We start from the raw sequence: 17,186 nt of genomic DNA on the forward strand, positions 1-17,186 counted from the left end.
ACGATCCCCATTAAATATGCTCGGCTAATTTTCTTGTAAGCTCCCTCCTACTATATTGGTTAATATTATTGGAGGCAACGTTCAGTGCATTCTTTTGATACTGTTGAAACCAGTTTAAAAGTACATTTTTCAATTGAAAATGTGCCCTATAATCGAATATTGCTCCTGTCTTGGTATCCGCTACAAGTTTTGCCACTTCCCAGTCCTCTGGGCCAATACCAAGAATAGGACGCGCTGCAGCCATATATTCAAACAATTTACCCGGAATAATGCCTACGGTTTCCGGAGCATCTATTTCAGCAAGCAAAAGTATTTGTGAGCGTCGTTGATACGCAACTGCCTCATCATGTTTTACGTAACCTACTACATGCAGGTAATTATCGAGACCAAAGGATTTTAGAGATTTTAAAATATCCTCGCTAACAACACCTATAAAACGAAGTTCCAATGCCGCTTTAAAAGCACTATGCTCATTGACCAATTCTGATAATACCTTCCAAAAATTTTCGGGGTTCCGTGCGGAAAGCATGGAGCCTACGTGAGAAATTGTAAACTTCTTATCTAAATTAACTTTAGCTGGGGTTACGCTATCAAAACCATTGGTGATTACATGTATAGGTTTACGGGTCAGTTGTTGAAACTCGTTTTTAGTTGTTTGGCTTGTGACCACAATTTTATCGGCATTGTTTAACACTAAATGCTCCAGTTCTTGATGTCTGTTACGAGCAATCCCGGTGAGTTTTAACTTTTTATGGTATCCTATGGATGTCCAAGGGTCCCGAAAATCAGCAAGCCAAGTTACCTTTTTAAATTCCTTTAAATAGTGTCCTATAAGATGTACGCTATGTGGTGGACCAGTGGTTATTATACTGGATATCCCTTCTTTATCTAGTACGTCGTATAAAAATTTTATCGAAGGTCTAACCCAATATTTGCGAGCATCGGGTATAAAGAAATTACCGCGAACCCATAGCATCAATTGCTCTAATATAGATTGATTTTTATGCTGTATTATACCAGAACTAATGCGTTCAGTTTTCTTCTTAGAAAGCAAACTTGCGAATCGGTACGGTTCCCAAATGGGATGTTTATAAATAACAATATCATCAGGAATATCACTTTCAAAACTTTTATCAATTAACGGGTAATGTGGATTTTCGGGGATATAGAGCACTGGTTCTATTCCAAAATCCCTTAAATATTTCACAAATTTCAACCAGCGCTGTACCCCGGGGCCGCCAGCCGGTGGCCAATAATAGGTAATGACCAACACCTTTTTCATTATGATTTCTCCTGCTTTTTGTTTTTCCAGAACGAAAAGCCAATTCCGCCTAAAAGAACGAGTCCCAATAAAATTGTGCTTGCTAAGGTCACTGAACTACCTTGTTCTACTACCGCAGGCTCAAATTTAAATTCAATAGTATGTTCTCCTTCGGGGACTTTTAATGCCCTAAGCACATAATTAACCTTAAAATGCTCCTTTAATTCTCCGTCTATATAGGCATTCCACCCATTGGCATAGTACATTTCGGAAAAGACGGCAACCCCAGCATTCGCATTGGTAGCAGTATAGGTAAGGTGATTGGGTTCGTAGTCCGTTAAGCGAATAGCCGCAAGAGAATCTACCTTATAATCATACCTATTTATATTCTTAAATTTTTCTGTGTTCACTACTGCGACACGTTTCGTATCCAAACTATCTAAGGCTTTTATTTCTTCATCCGCAGTAGTTACTTGCACTAACTTTTCTACAAACCAAGCATTACCATTGGCATTGGGGTTTTCTATTGGAAATTTATTCCCCTCCTCATCTTCACGTACAAGATACTTGACATTGAGCATATTAAAAACGGAAAGGTTTCCCTTGTAAACATGAAACTCGAAAAGATCCTGCATTCCAGCGGGCTTCGCCGCATGGTATCCCGTTATGGCATTATGAAAATATGCGGTTTTAGCAGAGTCAAAACCATCAGTTTGGTCAAAAACCCTGAACTGTCCCTCATCCTTTAAAATCATTTGGTCGGCCGCTGTTTTTTGAAAAGGTTCCAACATTCTTCTTTTAGAAACGAAATTATCGGCATTGACGTAGCGCAAATTCACACCAACGAGGTCAAATACAATCATAGCACCTAAAACTATGACGACCATATTGGTTTTGACTTTCCCTCTAAGGTAAAACCATAACAATACCGCAGTCGCTAAGACAAAGCCTAAAGAGCGTAATAAATCACTGGTGTATACCGCTTTGCGATCTAAGCGAAGCATTTCCGGTAGCTCTTCAAGTCCGGTCATCCTCAAATTAGCATCCGCCGCACCAACAAAACTAAATGTTCCCTTAAAAACAAATAACAAAACACCCAAACCTAGTACCGTTGCCGATGCATATTTGAGCGCATTTATTTTATCTGCCTGTGGCACCTTATCCTTGAACAACTTCTTTATAGCTAAAATAGCCAAGATAGGCACGCACAGTTCTAAAATAACCTGTATGGAAGACACCGCCCTGAACTTGTCGTACAGCGGAAAATAGTCTATCATGAAGTCAGTAAGTATACTTAAATTCTTTCCCCAAGATAAAATCAGGGACATTAACGTACCAAAAAGTAGCCACCATTTATGTTTGCCTTTTACTAAAAACAATCCCAGTGCAAACAGGAAAAAAATTATAGCCCCTATGTAGGCCGGACCGGACACCCCTGGTTGTTTACCCCAGTATAAAGGAATTCCGCTAACAAAGTCTAAAGCGCTAGACCTTGGTAGTCCCTTGTCTACTAAGTAATTAAATGATTTTGATTCCTCGCCCAGGTTTTCCTGACTGGCACCTCCGAACAATCGTGGAACAAAAAGATTCAAAGACTCCGTAATGCCATAACTCCATTGCGTAATATATTCCTTACTTAAACCACCCGTATTGTTTTTTGGAGAACCATCTGGGTTTATGGTCAATTCACTTTTGCCACGCGTACTCCAATCTGCATATTCCTTTGTGGCCATTAAGCCCGTAGCATTCGTAGCTATACCTAGTAATACCGCAACCAATAGCAAACCGACCGAGGTGAAAAAATGCTTAAGCTCTTTTCTTTTTATGGCGTCTATAAGATATACAATACCCAATACCAGAACCAACAACATAAAATAATAAGTCATTTGATAGTGATTGGCCACAATTTCGAGTGCCATAGCTATTGCCGTGAGTAGAAATCCCCAGAGGTATTTTTTTCTGAATACTAGAACTATACCAGCCAAAAGTAATGGCAAATAGCCTAGTGCATGAGCTTTTGCGTTGTGACCCGCACCAATTATTATGATTAAATAGGTAGAGAAGCCGAATGCAAGTGCCCCTACAATGGCCAATCGGTAATCTACCTTTAAACAACACAAAAGGATATAAAAGCCGATAAGGTACAGAAACAGATAATCCGCAGGCCTTGGTAAAAAACGAAGGGTACGATCTAATTGTTTTATATAATTATGAGGATAATTTGCACCAAGCTGATAAGTGGGCATACCGCCAAATGCGCTATTGGTCCAATAGGGTTCAGTGTCCGTCCTTTTACGGAAATCATTTTGCTCCTTTGCCATTCCCGTATACTGAGCAATATCGTGTTGATATATGACTTTACCTTGAAGTACCGGGTGGAAGTAAGAAACTGCTGCTAGAACAAAAAAGACAGTTACGAAAAAATGAATCAAAAAGAATTTTAAGCCCTTCTTCATATTGATTAGCGGAGATTGGTTAGACAAAGATAACTAGTCTAGTTCTTCGAAATCAATATACTCCCCTACTTTTTCGGAATCACCTTTTCTCTTTGTTGATTTTTTATTGATGATCACTTCCCCTTCATCCGTTTTATAGGAATTAGCTTGTTGTTCAAATCCTTCAAAAGCCTGCTTAAAATGGGACTCCGTTTTCTTTGCTGCGTAATTAATTATTTTGGGAGCGAATAATCTTGCCAAGATTTTGAGCAAGTAATATCCCAAAAGAATAATCAGTATTGTTTTTAAAAAAGCCATTTATTTATTAATGATATATATCAAAAATACAATTATCACGTTGTTATACTAGATTCAAAGTATTAAAATAATTATAAAGTCGTATCCATGAGCAAACCCTTTTACATCAAAAGAGTTTCAAGTTTCATCCTTTTTCTTTTGTGCATACTGCCATTGGCTTTAAAGAGTCAATATACAGATGTTATCAATTCGAATAGACCAGGTCTTTCTGTAAGTGCCTATGCCGTTGGGAAAAATGTTGTGCAAGCGGAACTAGGTCTGTTCTATGAACAAAGTGACCATACTTTGCTGAACACGCAATCCGATATGTGGGGAACGGATATCTCTTTGCGATACGGATTATTATTTGAAAGACTAGAATTAAACTACGAGGGAAGTTTCCAAGACCAGGAAATCCTATTTAACAATTTTGATGTCACCGCAAAAAGAACGGATTTTACTAGAAATAGACTAGGATTAAAATTTTTGGTTTACGATCCCTTTAAAAATCCCGAAAGAAATAAGCCCAATTTATATAGTTGGAGAGCAAACAATAAATTTCAACTTAAAAATCTGCTTCCTGCGGTATCAATCTATGCAGGTGCAAATTTCGTGTTAGGAGATAATCCCTACTACCCAGGAGAGGCCACAATTTCTCCCAGGGTAATGCTAGCTACACAAAGTAGATTAACACCTAGGTTCGTTATGATCACTAATGTTGCTCATGACCGAATAGGGACGGAGTTTCCCGAAATGAGCTATATCATTTCCCTCTCCCATGCTTTTAGAAATCCAAAATGGAGCGCATTTGTTGAGCATCAAGGGATTCAAAGCGACCGCTATGCAGACCTATTAATCAGAGGTGGTATTGCACATTTGTTAAATGAACGCTTACAAGTAGATTTCAATTTAGGCGCTAGTTTCAAGAATACCCCCTCAAGAATATTCGTAAGTGCCGGTGGCTCTTACCGTTTTGACTTCCATAAAGACAGTTTAGTACCCATTGAAGATCAAGATGCCGATCAAAATGGTGGAGCTATCGAAAAGAACGCCATGAAAAAGAAAAAAAGAAAAAATAAGGGCAGCGGTGCCGAAGATATTGATTTGGGGCCTTCCAAAAAACAACTTCGAAAACTAAAAAAGGCCGAAAAGAAAAAGAAAAAAGACTCTGGAGAAATAGAGTTCTAGGATAATATTGCAATGAAACATTTATACCAATGCTATTTTTAAGTATTGATTAATATCCCTAATATTGATGGTTCTAAAAACCATCGATGATCACTATAAAAGAGGTTTCCTCCAAATCGGATTTAAAGAAATTTGTAACCTTTCCTTTTGTTCTTTACAAAGATTCTAAATATTGGGTACCTCCGATAATCAATGATGAGCTGGAGTCCTTTGACAAGACCAAAAATCCAGTTTTCAAGGATGCGGACGCATGGTTCTTTCTGGCCTATGAAAATGATAAGATTGTTGGGCGGGTTGCGGCAATTATTAACAGATTGGAAGTACAAGAACAAAACGTAAAAAAAATGCGTTTTGGGTGGTTCGATTTTGTTGATAATACGAGTGTTTCTGAAGCTTTATTACAAAAAGTCAGCGAAATAGGAACAGCCAATTCCTTGGAATACATGGAGGGTCCGGTAGGGTTTTCCAATTTAGATAAGGTTGGCGTGCTAGTAGAGGGTTTTGATCACATTGGCACCATGATTACCTGGTACAACCATCCTTATTACAAAGAACATTACGAACGCTTGGGTTTTGTAAAAGAGAAGGAATATATGGAGAATAAGTTTCCGGCACGGAATGCAGACCCCAAACTATTCACTAAATTAAATGACCTTATTAAAAGGAGATATGGCCTAAGTGAATTGAATTTTACCAAAACAAAGGAAGTATTGCCCTTGGCCGATGAGATGTTCGACCTTTTCAATAAAACATATGCGAGCCTTTCCTCATTTGTGCCCATCACCGAAATTCAAAAGGCCTATTTCAAGAAAAAGTATATCAGTTTTATAAATCCAGAGTACATAAAGTTCATTAAAGACAAGGAAGATAAGCTTGTAGCTTTCGCCATAGTCATGCCCTCTTTTTCAGAAGCGTTACAAAAAGCTAAAGGAAAACTCTTTCCTTTTGGATTATTTCATCTATTGAATGCAAAAAAGAACAGTAAGGACGTTATCTTTTATTTGATTGGTATTGACCCTGAATATCAGAATAAAGGGGTAACGGCAATAATTTTTAATGAATATTACAAGACTTTTACTGAAAAAGGCATAGAAATGTGCTATAGAACGCCAGAACTTGAGGAGAACCTAGCGATAAAACAGATGTGGAAACATTTTGACTCGGTTATTTACAAAAGACGAAGAACGTACCGAAAAGATTTATAAATAGAGCACCTCGGGGCAAGCCAACGGGTTATTCGTAGGAAATGAACATATAATTTCTAGGCAGACTTTAGGGTCTACCGCCCTTTTGGAGGTACCAATAAAAAAGCCCGGACAATTGTACGGGCTTTTTTATAATTTGAAAAATATATTTTATTCTCCCATTGCCGCAGCAACAGCAGCAGATAGTCGTTTGTATGTACCGTTCTCCAATCGTTCTCTAATGGCAGAAAAGGCCTCTAGCGTTTCGTCAATATCAGCCATGGTATGTGTAGCGGTCGGTATCATCCTTAATAGGATAAGCCCTTTAGGTATTACCGGATAAACAACGATAGAGCAGAAAATACCGTAATTTTCTCGTAGATCCTTTACCAAGGCCATTGCCTCGGGTATACTACCGTTCAAATACACAGGCGTTACACAGCTGGTGGTATTTCCTATATCAAAACCTTTGTCCTTTAATCCGTTCTGTAAGGCATTAACGTTCTCCCAAAGCTTTGCTTTAAGTTCGGGCTGGGTACGTAACATATCCAACCTTTTTAAAGCTCCCTTAACATATAGCATGGGTAGCGATTTGGCGAACATCTGCGAACGCAGGTTATACTTTAAGTAATCTATAATTTCTTTATCGGCCGCTAAGAAGGCACCGATGCTTGCCATAGACTTGGCGAATGTGGCGAAGTAGACATCAATATCATCTTGAATTCCTTGCTCCTCTCCTGCTCCTGCTCCCGTCTTTCCTAAGGTTCCAAAACCATGTGCATCATCCACCAAAAGGCGAAAGTTGTATTTTTTCTTAAGGGCGACGATTTCCTTTAATCTACCCTGCTCACCACGCATTCCAAAAACACCCTCAGAAATTACCAGAATACCTCCTCCGGTCTGCTCGGCCATTTTTACGGCACGTTCCAGATTAACTTCTAGACTTTCGATGTCGTTGTGCTTAAACGTAAAACGCTTGCCCATGTGCAACCGTACACCATCTATAATACATGCATGGCAATCTACATCGTAAACAATAATATCGTCTTTAGAGACCAGTGCGTCAATAGCGGACATAATGCCCTGATAACCAAAATTTAAAAGGTAAGCCGATTCTTTATTGACAAAGTCCGCACATTCCTGCTCTAGCTGTTCATGGAATTTTGTGTGTCCGCTCATCATTCGCGCACCCATAGGGTAAGCCGCACCATATTCTGCAGCCGTCTCACCATCAATTTTTTTAATTTCGGGAAGATTGGCAAGACCTAGGTAATCATTAATACTCCAGGTAATTACATCCTTACCCTGAAATTTCATTCTATTGGAAATAGGTCCTTCCAGTTTAGGAAACACGAAATAACCCTCTGCCTGCGAAGCCCACTTCCCTAATGGTCCTTTATTCTCTATAATTCTGTCAAATAAATCTGTCATTGCCTACATTTTGTTCTAAGTGCAAAAGTAAAAATTTTTAGGTTGCATTCATAAATTATTTACAACATGAAAAAGCGGGTGAAAAACCCGCTCTTTCTGCAAATACGTACGATTGCATTATTTTACGAATTGTATCTCTTGTGTTTCTTCTACAGGATTAGTCTCTAAAAAACCTTGGTCCTCCATCCACTGATCGCTATATATTTTGCTCATATATCTAGAACCGTGATCAGGAAAGATTACCACGACCTTACTTTCCTCAGTAAAAGTATTTAATTCGTTCAGTTGCTTCAAAGCTTGCATTACTGCGCCACTCGTATACCCCACAAAAATACCTTCGGTTCTAGAAACCTCTCTTGCGGTATGTGCACTTTCTGCATCGGTAACCTTAATAAACTCGTCTATAATCTTAAAATCCGTTGCTCCGGGGATTAAATTTTTTCCAAGTCCCTCTATTCTATAAGGGTAAATTTCATTGGTATCCAAAGTACCCGTCTCATGATACTTCTTCAGGACCGAGCCATAGGCATCCACTCCGATGACTTTTATGTTTGGGTTTTGCTCCTTTAGAAAACGAGCCGTACCGGAGATAGTGCCACCAGTGCCACTACACGCAACTAAATGTGTAATCTGCCCAGCGGTTTGTTCCCAAATTTCTGGTCCGGTGGATTTATAATGAGCATCCATGTTCAACTCATTAAAATACTGATTAATGTATATGGAACCTTTTGTTTCTTTATGCAAACGTTTTGCAACCTCGTAATAAGACCGTGGGTCGTCTGCACTTACATGGGCAGGGCAAACGTATACCGTAGCTCCCATAGACCTTAGCATGTCTATCTTATCTTTAGAAGATTTTGAACTTACCGCCAAAATACATTTGTAGCCCTTTATGATACTGGCCATTGCTATGCTGAAACCAGTATTACCAGAAGTTGTTTCAATAATTGTACTACCTTCCGTTAAAATTCCTTTTCGTTCCGCTTCTGTTATGATATGTAAAGCGATACGGTCCTTGGCGGAATGCCCTGGATTAAAGGCCTCTACTTTGGCGTAGAAATTACCAATGAATCCTTTAGTGATTTTATTGAGTTTTACTAAGGGAGTATTACCTACTAGCTCTAAGATATTGTTGTAAGCCTTTATCTCATTCTTCATAAGGGGATTCTAATTTTACGACTTTCCAGCAATCAATTTAGGTCAGAAAATCAATACAAAACTACTATTTTTTTTCAACTAGGGTATTTTTCCTTCTAAATCCAGTAAAAATGCATACTCTTTAGCTACCTCCTTAAGTGATTCAAACCTACCTGATGCACCGCCATGTCCGGCATCCATATTAATATCGAATAGCAATAGCGTGTCATCTTTCTTCATGTCCCTAAGTTTAGCTACCCATTTCGCCGGTTCAAAATACTGTACCTGAGAATCATGTAGACCTGTAGTGACCAACATATTGGGATAACCTTGCTGCTTAACGTTATCATAGGGCGAATAAGATTTCATATAATCATAATAGTTCTTTTCATTAGGATTACCCCATTCATCATATTCTCCTGTAGTAAGGGGGATTGTATCGTCTAGCATGGTCGTAACCACATCTACAAAAGGTACTGCAGCAATAACACCATTATAGAGCTGTGGTGCCATATTTACGATTGCCCCCATTAAAAGCCCCCCAGCTGATCCACCTGAGGCATATAAATGCTCTGGGCTCGTCATTTTTTGATCTATTAAAAATTGGGAACAGTCCACAAAATCCGTAAAGGTATTTTTCTTGTTCAATAGTTTACCGTCTTCGTACCAAGGGCGACCCAAGTATTCGCCACCGCGGACGTGGGCAATCGCATATACAAATCCTCTATCCAAAAGACTTAAACGAATAGAGGAGAACGATGGATCTATCGTATAACCATAAGAACCATAAGCATATTGTAAGATAGGCGTATCGGGATTTAAAGAAGTATCCTTATGATAAATAAGGGACATAGGAACTTTAATACCGTCCCGTGCCGTTGCCCAGATACGTTCTTCTTTGTAATTCTCCTTGTAAAAGTGTCCACCGAGAACCTGTTGTTCCTTTTTGACCTCTTTTTCCTTTGTACGCATGTTAAAATCAATAACGGAACTAGGTGTTCTTAAAGAGTTATAACCGTACCGTAAAATTTCAGTATCAAAATCAGGATTTGCACTGGTGTATGCGGTATACGTTTCACTTTCAAATGGCAAATAATACTCCAAAGAGCCATCCCATTTCACTATCTTAATTTTACTGAGTCCGTTCTCTCTTTCCGTAAGTACGTAGTAATCCTTAAAGATGTCCATATACTCTAAAAGCACTTCTTCTCTGTGCGTGATGAAATCCTTCCAATTCACCGATTCCGTCGCAGTTTCCGGAGTCCTCATTAATTTAAAGTTGGTAGCACCATCTTTATTGGTAAGGATATAAAAACTATCCTGATAATGGGATATGGAATATTCCAAACCCCTTTCTCGCTTAGAAAAAAGCTGAAATACACCATCAGGTTGATCACTGGGTAAAATTTGATATTCAGAAGTCAAGGTGCTCGAAGACCCAATAACAATGTATTTTTTTGATTTTGTTCGATAGACATACGTAGTGAACGTATCGTCCTTTTCATGATAAACAAGCTCATCTTCGGATGAAGACGTACCCAATCTATGCTTGTAAATTTTATCCGACCTTAAGGTGACCGCATCATTTTTGGTATAGAACAAGGTTTGGTTATCATTGGCCCAAACACCGCCACCCGTTGTATTTTCTATTACATCATCAAATACTTCTCCCGTCTCAAGATTTTTGAACTGTATGGTGTACTGTCTACGGCTAACTTTATCTACACCATAGGCGGCAATTTTGTTATTGGGGCTTATGGCAATACCTCCAATCTTAAAATAATCCGTTCCTGCGGCCATTTCGTTTCCGTCGAACATCACCTCTTTAGGAGCCTCTAGGAGTTCTTTATGTCTTGAATAAATTGGATATTCCTTGCCAATTTCATAAAGCGTTTGGTACCAATATCCGTTCAACTTATAGGGTACGGAGGAGTCATCCTCCTTAATCCTACTCTTCATTTCTGTAAAAAGTTTTCCTTGAAACTCCTTGGTATGGGCCGTAAGCTTCCTGTAGTATTCGTTCTCCTGGTTCAAATAAGAAAGCACTTCCTCATTCTCTCTGTTATTTAACCAGTAATAATCATCTATTCTAACATCGTTATGAGCTACAAGTTCTTTGGCGATTTTTTTTGCTACGGGAGGGTCTATTTTGGGCATCTTATCTCTTTGTTCATCTTTACAGGAAGCGGCAAAAATAATACTAATTAATAGAAGTATTTTTTGTAATTCTCTATGATTCATTATCTAAATTAAAATTCTAGTAATTTAGTATTTTTACACTTTAGAAACCTATAAATAATATACAATGTTTGGAGATATGATGGGAATGATGGGTAAATTAAAGGAGACCCAACAGAAAGTAGAAGACACCAAGAAACGCATGGACACGGTGCTTTTGGATGAAAAATCTGCCGACGGCCTATTAGAAGTGGTTATTACCGCAAATAGAGAGCTGAAGAAAATTAGTATCTCGGATGATTTGCTACAGGACAAGGAACAACTAGAAGATTATCTTATACTTACCTTGAACAAGGCAATTGAAAAAGCAACTTCGGTAAATGAAACCGAACTTGCCGCGGTAGCCAAAGAAGGTATGCCCAATATTCCAGGGATGGATTCGTTATTTAAGTAACCATTATACTAAAATATCATGAAGAAACTACTTTTAGTACTGTTGCTTCCGTTATTCTTATCGGCTCAAGCGCCGATTGAAGTATCGAACGATACTAAATGGGAATATAATCTTGAAAAAGCATTAAAACTTGCCAAGAAGAGTGATAAGAACATTCTTATTTACTTTACTGGGAGTGATTGGTGCCCCCCATGTAAAATGCTTAAAAAAGATTTTTTTGAAACCACCCAGTTCACGGAAGTTTCTAAAAACTATGTCACGTTGTACGTAGACATGCCAAGAAATCAAGATCTTCTGTCTGCCGAGCAGATGAAGCATAATAAGGCGGTAGTGGCAACCTATAACAAAAAAGGTGTATTCCCATTACTTAAAATAATAAACAATAAAGGGAAAGCCCTAGACGAATATTCCGGGTATGCGATGAATGGCGATGTACGCTATCATGTACAACTGCTCGAAAAGAACAAATAAAAAAGGCTTTCCGGTAAGGAAAGCCTTTTCACTTTAGGGAACTTTGGGGGATTAATTGTTGATCAATCTAAATTCAGTTCTTCTATTTACAGCATGCTCTCTTTCTGTACATGTAACTCCCTCTCTACATCTATTCTTTACTTTGTTCTCACCATAACCATTGGCAACTAAAAGGCTAGAGTTAACTCCTTTAGTAATTAAATAATCTGCAACGGCTTTGGCACGTCTCTCGGACAAATCCTGATTAGAACCAGAGTTTCCTCTTACATCCGTATGTGAAGCAATTTCCAATTTAACACCAGGGTTTTGTTGTAATACCGGCATTAATCTAGTGTCTATTATTCTTTTTGCGTCAGCAGTTAAAGAGGCACTACCAAGATTCCAGTTGATAGGTAAGGCTTGATACTCCACTAAAGAACACTCTACCTCTTTCCAAGTAGTAAGTCCGCCTTTTTCCTTCAATACTTCTTTAGTAACTGTCTTGGTCACGGCAGGAATAGTTTCTTCTACAGTGTAAGCGTCCTTATCCAGTACCGTTTTAGTTATAGTTCTGTATTCTGCAGGGATAATTTCTTCAACTACTCTAGCAGGCTCTAACAATACTCTTTTGGTATAAGAAGCGTTCTTTGAACCGAGTGGCGTCTTAGAAATGGACGCATCCGCTCCTAGAACCTCAGTGCTAACGGTGGTAAATTCTGCGGGATAGCCCTTGTAACACCAATACCTACAATCATCAGGATTTCCCGATGCACAGTCTGGGGCTGCCGCTCCCAATTCCCATTGCGCGTAGGCAGGCTTAATTTCAATCGTTTCCGAAGAAGGTCTAAAACTAGCCGGAGTAATACTTAAAGTGTTTCCTCCTTCTTTGGAAACGTACGTTACCGTTTCTGTTCCCCATTTCTCTGGAATGACAGTGAGCTTCTTCCCTGCCGCCTTTACCTCAACTCTTTCCGTAACGGTTTTGAAAGTCGCAGGAATTGTTTTCAAAACTTTGTAAGCTGGCTTTACGGTCAAGGTCATTGTTTCATTGACGTACACATCCGGTGTGGTACAACGAACATAACATTTGCCCGGTTCAGGGTTTTCTGGTAGGTCTTGCGCCATGGTTACGGCTGCTGTCATAAATGCAAATACAAATAATACTTTTTTCATAATGGTTGATATTTATAATTAATAGTGTATCTATAAGAAACCCAACTTTTGAAAAAGTCACTATCCATTTGAAAAAAATTAAAAACAGTCTTGTTTTCTATAATAGATAGAATGGTTATCTTTAAAGGAAAAGCGCTGGAAATGATTGAAATAAAGAAGAAAAATGAGAATGGATTTCAGTTTTTGGTAAAATCGGAAACGGGGAAAATATTATTGAAAAGTGTCCCTTTTTCTAACAAAAAAGAGGTTGAAAGAACCTTGAAAGGACTCCATATAGCTAACTCCCCATTAAAACACTTTGAACGTAAAACAAATTTTGACGGTAAGTTTTTGTTCAATCTCAAAAACGAGGATGGTACCGTTATCGGGAGTAGCGGGCTCTATAGTTCCGAAGCCGGAATGGAAAACGGAATTAAAAATCTCAAAAGCAGCTTCGTTAAGACTGATACTTTTTAATTATCACATGTTTCGTAACCTCTCTAAAAGATAACTATGCATAGTATCCGTGTAATCCATGTGAGTAACCATTCTTAGTTTACCCTGACCCATACTTATGATATGAATATCTGAACGTAGTAATTTTTCCGTAAACCCATCGCTAGAGCTATGGGTTTCGTCAATTTCAAAAATAATAATATTGGTTTCTATGGGTTCTACTTTTTTTATAAAACTTAACTCCTGTAAAGTACTCCCTATTTCGACAGCTTTTTTATGGTCTTCCGAAAGACGTTCTACATGCTCGTCTAGTGCAAATATTCCCGCAGCAGCTAAAAATCCGGATTGACGCATTCCCCCACCTAAAATTTTTCTAATACGAAGTGCCTGATGAATAGTATCCTTATACCCTACCAAAACGGAACCTACTGGGCAGCCCAATCCCTTACTAAGACAAACACTGATGGTATCGAACATGGTACCATATTGTTTGGGAGTCTCTGCTTTCGCCACTAAAGCATTCCATAAACGCGCACCATCCAAATGATATTTAAGATCGTGTTTCTCACAAACTGCCTTAATCCGTTCCAGTTCTTTAAAATCCCAACAAGCCCCACCACCTTTATTCGTAGTATTTTCGATACATACTAGCTTAGACAAGGGACTATGGTAAAAGTCTGGTGGATTTATTGCGCTTTCAACTTGCGCTGCGGTCATCATACCCCTATGACCATCGACCAAGCGACAAGAAACACCACTATTAAAACTTACACCACCACCCTCATAATTAAAAACATGTGCATATTTATCACAAATAAGTTGCTCTCCAGGCTGTGTATGTAGTTTGATTGCCGTTTGATTGGTCATGGTACCGCTTGGAAAGAAAAGAGCGGCCTCCATACCAAACATAGTAGCTACCTTTTCCTCCAAGGCATTTACCGAGGGGTCCTCTTTAAAAACATCATCCCCAACTTTGGCACTCATCATAGCATCCATCATTCCTGCCGAAGGCTGTGTAACGGTATCGCTTATAAGATTTACTTTCATTAATTAATATAATTCAGTTTAAAAAATTTAGTGAAAGCAGTCCATTCCAATCGGCGAACCATCTGGTAATTTAGGAGCGGCAATTACTTCAAATTTATCTGGATGGGCATAAAAATTATTGATTCGTCTAACCATCTCCATAGCATTGGCATCCTTTCCTTTTGACATTAGTGCGGCTTTTAAGGCCGTTAACTGGGCATTGGCAATGGCATTGACCTGAGGGTGAACCGCATCATGTGCCGCTAAATTCATCAAGTGAAACAGGACTCTATAATTAATGTTGCGTTGCACCTCTTGTAGGTAAACATCTTTGTACGATTTAAATATGGTGTTCGCTACCAATTCATTAAATACCTTTTCTAGACCAATATTACTAGGCTCCAGTGCTTTCTGCTGAACTAGTCTGGATGCCCGCTCTGGATGTAACAACAACCCTAGTGACATGTCCGCAGCGGTTTCTGGGGCGGAAAGGGCATCAAAAGACACTCCGGTCTTACCGTTAATAGACTCCCTAGTTCTTCCATAACCGAACGCCCTAGGAGGAAACAGCTCTAGCTTATCCCTAGGAATAGCAATCTCTTCAGCTTCCAAGGTCCTTAATACTGCCTTTAAAGCTTTTTCTTGAGTGGATTTATCAATAGTACGGACAACTTCTTGCCCGTCTCCTTTAACCGCATAATTATACTCCAGACCGCCTACAACTTTAGCAACCCCTTCTGTTTGATACCTATGGAAAAAGAATAACGGTACAAAAACATCCTCGAGAACGGAGTTAGGCTCATTGGTTTTTATGTTATCGATAGAAAAATTACGAATAGCAGTTTTTCTGACCTGAAGCATAGCATTCAACTCTGCACTAATATCTTCCCCGTTATCCCATAGATGCGCCAAAACATGCGCGCTACCCTGCGGACGTGCGTCTTGGTCGGTAATGTACCGTAACCCTTTTGCTTTGGCGTCATCCAATATTTTGTTCAGCGCTTCTTCCTCTTCCACATTATCTGGAAAGGTTGCATACGAATAGGCTACCGTTACCTTATCCCACTCCCCAATTCCTGTCGCATAGGCATTTGAAAAGTCAATTTCTCCATTAGATACGGAGAACTGAGGATGCGGATAGTCCATTACGGAGGCTCTGTCATTAGTACTAGCGGCATAATTATGTGCAAAACCTAGCGTATGCCCGATTTCGTGTGCAGAAAGTTGGCGTATTCTGGCTATTGCCAGGTCCAACATTGGCTTGTGATTATCATCTCGTTCCGCAAATGGCTTGTTCATAAGTGCCTGCGCTATCAAATAATCCTGTCGTATTCGTAAACTGCCCAAACTTACGTGCCCTTTCATAATTTCACCGGTACGTGGATCAGTAATACTGCTACCGTAACTCCACCCACGTGTGGAGCGGTGAACCCATTGAATTACATTGTACCTAACGTCCATAGGGTCTGCATCATCCGGTAAAATTTTTACCTGAAACGCATCCTTATAACCTATGGCTTCAAAAGCCTGGTTCCACCAACGACCACCTTCCAGTAATGCAGAACGTACTGGTTCTGGTGTTCCGTTATCCAAATAATAGATAATGGGTGCCACAGCTTCACTGACCGCATCGTTAGGGTTTTTCTTTTCCAATCGGTGTCTTGTAATGAAACGTTTTAGAATGGACTCTTCAACTGGAGTGGCGTAATCATAGTACATAAAAGGATAGGAACCTGAACGTGGGTCGAACTTGCGTTGTTTAAAACCATCATCGGGCAGTTCAATAAAAGAACAATGCTGGGCAACCGTAATGAGACCGGGGTTTGGCGTAACAGAATTAATGAAGGCCCCGGTAGATTCACCTTTGAAGGTCATGGTCATATCAAATTCTACATTTTTGGGAAAAGCCTTAGTTCTCTCAAGGGCCATGGCACTTTTCGTTTTATCCAAACTATAGGAACCTTGTTTCCCTCTTTTCAATCGTTTTGAGACACCATGCGCATCTTGCATTAAGAAATCCGTAATGTCAATGACATAAGTACCATTCTTTTCCTCTTCTATATTAAACCCTCCCAATATGGATTTAGCGAAGGCCTGCTCAACGGATTTCCGTTCTAAATCATTATCCGTTAAGGCGCGGAATTTTAAGTTTGGTTGCACCAACAGTAATTTATTTCCTGCTTTCTTAAAATAGACCACTTGCTCGTTACCCAATTGTCCGCGATCTAAACCTATATCATTGCTCCCTATACCACTACTGAGAGAATATACATAAAGAAACTCTTTATCTAGCTTGTCTACTTCTAAGTAAACCTTGTCCGATTCCGCGTCATAATAAAAATTAAAAAATCCCTCATATTTCTTAAAATCTTTCTTTTTCTCCGAAAATTGAGCGGTACTCATTTGAAAGGAAACCAATCCGATGAGAAGTAGTAATACGTTTTTCATTCTAGTTAGTTTAGAATCTAAAAATATGCAAAATATGGGAAACTAATTTTAGTTCTTTAGAGCATGTGAGTTAAAGAACAAATCATAGA

Annotated in this window: 14 protein-coding genes; 5 read left to right on the forward strand and 9 right to left on the reverse strand. The window is 39.1% G+C overall.

The genetic code is table 11. The features are described 5' to 3' along the window. Nucleotides 1-10: 10 nt before the first annotated feature. From EJ994_RS06130 to EJ994_RS06140, 3 genes are read right to left on the reverse strand one after another with little or no spacing between them, the layout of a single operon-like run. Nucleotides 11-1,282 (reverse strand): glycosyltransferase family 4 protein, encoded by a 1,272-nt coding sequence (locus EJ994_RS06130; RefSeq protein WP_126591659.1) that lies wholly within the window; start codon nt 1,280-1,282, stop codon nt 11-13. After that, nucleotides 1,282-3,717, reverse strand: a complete 2,436-nt coding sequence (locus EJ994_RS06135; RefSeq protein WP_126591660.1) for a YfhO family protein — start codon at nt 3,715-3,717, stop codon at nt 1,282-1,284. Before EJ994_RS06135 ends, EJ994_RS06130 begins: the two co-directional genes overlap by 1 nt. Nucleotides 3,718-3,750: 33 nt before the next feature. Then, nucleotides 3,751-4,014, reverse strand: coding sequence for a DUF4834 family protein (locus EJ994_RS06140; protein WP_126591661.1), 264 nt, complete (start codon nt 4,012-4,014; stop codon nt 3,751-3,753). An 87-nt stretch (nt 4,015-4,101) separates the two neighbouring features. Here EJ994_RS06140 and EJ994_RS06145 point away from each other — a divergent pair, with 87 nt between their 5' ends. Together EJ994_RS06145 and EJ994_RS06150 are read left to right on the forward strand one after the other, a co-directional pair. After that, the gene (locus EJ994_RS06145; RefSeq protein ID WP_126591662.1) at nt 4,102-5,181 is read left to right on the forward strand and encodes a transporter; all 1,080 of its coding nucleotides are present in this window, start codon (nt 4,102-4,104) and stop codon (nt 5,179-5,181) included. Nucleotides 5,182-5,267: 86 nt separating this feature from the next. Next, the gene (locus EJ994_RS06150; RefSeq protein ID WP_126591663.1) at nt 5,268-6,386 is read left to right on the forward strand and encodes a GTP cyclohydrolase; all 1,119 of its coding nucleotides are present in this window, start codon (nt 5,268-5,270) and stop codon (nt 6,384-6,386) included. A 150-nt stretch (nt 6,387-6,536) separates the two neighbouring features. Here EJ994_RS06150 and EJ994_RS06155 read toward each other — a convergent pair whose 3' ends face one another. From EJ994_RS06155 to EJ994_RS06165, 3 genes are all read right to left on the reverse strand, one after another. Continuing rightward, complete coding sequence (locus tag EJ994_RS06155) at nt 6,537-7,796, reverse strand: aminotransferase class I/II-fold pyridoxal phosphate-dependent enzyme (protein ID WP_126591664.1); 1,260 nt, start codon at nt 7,794-7,796, stop codon at nt 6,537-6,539. A 117-nt stretch (nt 7,797-7,913) separates the two neighbouring features. Next, a complete protein-coding gene (locus EJ994_RS06160) occupies nt 7,914-8,954 on the reverse strand; it encodes a PLP-dependent cysteine synthase family protein (protein ID WP_126591665.1) in 1,041 nt (346 codons plus the stop codon). Nucleotides 8,955-9,032: 78 nt separating this feature from the next. After that, nucleotides 9,033-11,174 carry a S9 family peptidase gene (locus EJ994_RS06165; protein WP_126591666.1) on the reverse strand — a complete coding sequence of 714 codons (2,142 nt, stop codon included), beginning with the start codon at nt 11,172-11,174 and terminating at the stop codon, nt 9,033-9,035. Between the two features lie 64 nt (nt 11,175-11,238). Here EJ994_RS06165 and EJ994_RS06170 point away from each other — a divergent pair, with 64 nt between their 5' ends. Next, nucleotides 11,239-11,565 carry a YbaB/EbfC family nucleoid-associated protein gene (locus EJ994_RS06170; protein WP_126591667.1) on the forward strand — a complete coding sequence of 109 codons (327 nt, stop codon included), beginning with the start codon at nt 11,239-11,241 and terminating at the stop codon, nt 11,563-11,565. Between the two features lie 18 nt (nt 11,566-11,583). Beyond that, complete coding sequence (locus EJ994_RS06175) at nt 11,584-12,036, forward strand: thioredoxin family protein (RefSeq protein WP_126591668.1); 453 nt, start codon at nt 11,584-11,586, stop codon at nt 12,034-12,036. A gap of 51 nt (nt 12,037-12,087) precedes the next feature. Here EJ994_RS06175 and EJ994_RS06180 read toward each other — a convergent pair whose 3' ends face one another. Next, nucleotides 12,088-13,188: an OmpA family protein gene (locus EJ994_RS06180; protein ID WP_126591669.1), complete on the reverse strand. Its 1,101-nt coding sequence runs from the start codon at nt 13,186-13,188 to the stop codon at nt 12,088-12,090. Nucleotides 13,189-13,299: 111 nt separating this feature from the next. Between EJ994_RS06180 and EJ994_RS06185 the strand changes: the two genes are divergently transcribed. Beyond that, nucleotides 13,300-13,644, forward strand: a complete 345-nt coding sequence (locus tag EJ994_RS06185; protein WP_126591670.1) for a YegP family protein — start codon at nt 13,300-13,302, stop codon at nt 13,642-13,644. A gap of 3 nt (nt 13,645-13,647) precedes the next feature. On the opposite strand, the gene EJ994_RS06190 is transcribed toward EJ994_RS06185, so the two are convergent. Both EJ994_RS06190 and EJ994_RS06195 read right to left on the reverse strand, forming a co-directional pair. Next, complete coding sequence (locus EJ994_RS06190; RefSeq protein ID WP_126591671.1) at nt 13,648-14,670, reverse strand: threonine aldolase family protein; 1,023 nt, start codon at nt 14,668-14,670, stop codon at nt 13,648-13,650. A gap of 27 nt (nt 14,671-14,697) precedes the next feature. Further along, nucleotides 14,698-17,097 (reverse strand): zinc-dependent metalloprotease, encoded by a 2,400-nt coding sequence (locus EJ994_RS06195; RefSeq protein ID WP_126591672.1) that lies wholly within the window; start codon nt 17,095-17,097, stop codon nt 14,698-14,700. Nucleotides 17,098-17,186: the final 89 nt, after the last annotated feature.

This window comes from Maribacter sp. MJ134 (genome assembly GCF_003970695.1).
Classification (GTDB): domain Bacteria; phylum Bacteroidota; class Bacteroidia; order Flavobacteriales; family Flavobacteriaceae; genus Maribacter.

What these genes read in the sequence shown, in the direction of transcription:
- EJ994_RS06165 (WP_126591666.1), bottom strand. Translation starts at nt 11,174, where the DNA reads ATGAATCATAGAGAATTACAAAAAATACTTCTATTAATTAGTATTATT.
- EJ994_RS06160 (WP_126591665.1), bottom strand. Translation starts at nt 8,954, where the DNA reads ATGAAGAATGAGATAAAGGCTTACAACAATATCTTAGAGCTAGTAGGT.
- EJ994_RS06170 (WP_126591667.1), top strand. Translation starts at nt 11,239, where the DNA reads ATGTTTGGAGATATGATGGGAATGATGGGTAAATTAAAGGAGACCCAA.
- EJ994_RS06130 (WP_126591659.1), bottom strand. Translation starts at nt 1,282, where the DNA reads ATGAAAAAGGTGTTGGTCATTACCTATTATTGGCCACCGGCTGGCGGC.
- EJ994_RS06175 (WP_126591668.1), top strand. Translation starts at nt 11,584, where the DNA reads ATGAAGAAACTACTTTTAGTACTGTTGCTTCCGTTATTCTTATCGGCT.
- EJ994_RS06155 (WP_126591664.1), bottom strand. Translation starts at nt 7,796, where the DNA reads ATGACAGATTTATTTGACAGAATTATAGAGAATAAAGGACCATTAGGG.
- EJ994_RS06180 (WP_126591669.1), bottom strand. Translation starts at nt 13,188, where the DNA reads ATGAAAAAAGTATTATTTGTATTTGCATTTATGACAGCAGCCGTAACC.
- EJ994_RS06190 (WP_126591671.1), bottom strand. Translation starts at nt 14,670, where the DNA reads ATGAAAGTAAATCTTATAAGCGATACCGTTACACAGCCTTCGGCAGGA.
- EJ994_RS06150 (WP_126591663.1), top strand. Translation starts at nt 5,268, where the DNA reads ATGATCACTATAAAAGAGGTTTCCTCCAAATCGGATTTAAAGAAATTT.
- EJ994_RS06140 (WP_126591661.1), bottom strand. Translation starts at nt 4,014, where the DNA reads ATGGCTTTTTTAAAAACAATACTGATTATTCTTTTGGGATATTACTTG.
- EJ994_RS06145 (WP_126591662.1), top strand. Translation starts at nt 4,102, where the DNA reads ATGAGCAAACCCTTTTACATCAAAAGAGTTTCAAGTTTCATCCTTTTT.
- EJ994_RS06185 (WP_126591670.1), top strand. Translation starts at nt 13,300, where the DNA reads ATGGTTATCTTTAAAGGAAAAGCGCTGGAAATGATTGAAATAAAGAAG.
- EJ994_RS06195 (WP_126591672.1), bottom strand. Translation starts at nt 17,097, where the DNA reads ATGAAAAACGTATTACTACTTCTCATCGGATTGGTTTCCTTTCAAATG.
- EJ994_RS06135 (WP_126591660.1), bottom strand. Translation starts at nt 3,717, where the DNA reads ATGAAGAAGGGCTTAAAATTCTTTTTGATTCATTTTTTCGTAACTGTC.